This is a genomic window from Nocardia ninae NBRC 108245 (genome assembly GCF_007990755.1).
Lineage (GTDB): Bacteria > Actinomycetota > Actinomycetes > Mycobacteriales > Mycobacteriaceae > Nocardia > Nocardia ninae.
Window position 1 is genome coordinate 1 of record NZ_BJXA01000182.1, and the last position, 1687, is coordinate 1687.

General features: G+C 66.4%; 1 protein-coding gene. It reads right to left on the bottom strand.

Features of this window, described 5'->3' with window-relative positions; genetic code table 11:
* Window positions 1-41: 41 nt before the first annotated feature.
* Window positions 42-1595, bottom strand: a complete 1554-nt coding sequence (locus tag NN4_RS44550) for an ISL3 family transposase (RefSeq protein WP_246181453.1) — start codon at window positions 1593-1595, stop codon at window positions 42-44.
* Between the last annotated feature and the right edge of the window lie 92 nt (window positions 1596-1687).

Genomic DNA, 1687 nt, shown 5'->3' on the forward strand with positions numbered 1-1687 from the left:
CTGGCTCTGGCACAAAGTTGTTGGTGTCGTTGATGATTGGGTCATGCGTCGAGTAGCAGGCGGAGCCGGAGGAGGTCGAATTTGGCTCGGCCGTACATGGCTCGCTTGAGTGCCTTCAATTTCGTGACGGTGCCCTCGACAGCACCGCTGCTCCAGGTGAGGGTGAGTCCGTTGCGGACCGCGTCGTAGTCCCTGAGCAGGCCGGCAGCGAACCCTTGGAGCTGGGAGATGCCGCTGGACTGGGCTGCGGCGATCCAGGCATCCAGGTGCTGGCCGCGGCGGTGGCGCAGCATCCCGCCGAAGTCGCTGACCAGGTTCTCGACAGAGTGGAGGACCGGGCAACGCTCCAAAATCCGCGTCAGTGCAGCCTGTTCGGAGTCGGTTCGCTCACCCGTCGCGCGGATGATCCAGCCGGTGACCTGCCGCGGCTTGGGTGCCGTGGACGGCGTGGCAGTCGGTGACGTGGTGCCGTCCCGCCAGGTCTGCAGCAGTCGGCGGACCTGGCGCTCGCTGCCCCGATAGCCACGCTCGCGCAACTCTCCGGCCAGGATGGCGGCGTTCGTGCACCCTTCCTGCCAGCGCCCGGCCAGGTAGGCGGTGTGCTTGTCGAGCGCGCTGCCGCGTCCGGGGAGCTGGGTCAGCAGCTCGTCGGGGTTCGAGGCTCGGGCGTAGCGGCGCACCGTTTTCTCGTCGAGGTTGAGCGCCCTGCTGATCGCGGTGTTGCCGATTCCCTTGTCAAACAAGGCATGGACCTCGGCCCACCGTTGACGAGTCAGCTCCGCCCGGTACCCCTCAACAGCCTTCGGCGCGGGAACGTGCTGGGCGACAGCGTCGGTCGCGGCCTGATCCTGCAGGCATTTTCGGTGGGCACGGACCACCCGGTCGACTGCGTCGGTGAGGTTGTAGAGCAGGTGAAAGCGATCGGCGACCTGGATGGCGTCCGGCGCTCCCTGTCGGGCGCCTTCGGCATACCCGCCCGCACGGTCACGGCAGATCACCGTGGCACCAGGGTGGGTGCGCAACCAGTCGGCGAACGTCTCGTTCAGCCGGTCCCGCAACAGGTCCACCGGCCGATGGGTGTGCATGTCGACCAGGACGCTGCCGAAATCCTTGCCCTTGCGGAAGGCGAAATCATCGACACCGAGCACGGTCACCGTGCCGGGTTCGGGCACCGGTAATGCTCGGATCAAGCGCAGCAACGTCATTCGCGATACCGTCACGGCCAGCCGGTGTGTCAGTCGCTCGCCGGGTCGGCCACCCAGCGACAACGCGATCCGCTCCAGCGTGCTGCGCAGCAGCGGCGTTCGGCGGGCGTGGGCGGTGGTCAGACCCGGGACCTGTTCGGCGAATGTGGTGCGGGCGCAGTCGGGGTTGCCGCAGTAGAACCGGCGCACTCGCAAGCAGATCAGCGTCTCGGCTCCACCGATCGCGGCATCGGACACACGCCGCTGGTAGCGACTGTGCACCCGAATCGACCAATGGGTGCAGTAGGGACACCGCGCGCCTCGATTCGTGATGCTGGCGTCGATCCGTAACGTCGGCCCGCGGCGGTCGACCTTCTCGATGCTCAGATCGGCCAGATGTGGCAACAGCACCTTCAGATCAAGATCAGCACACCAGGATCATGATCGACCACTACTCGGCCGACTCCAAATCGCCAGGGCACCAACAACTTTGTGCCAGAGCC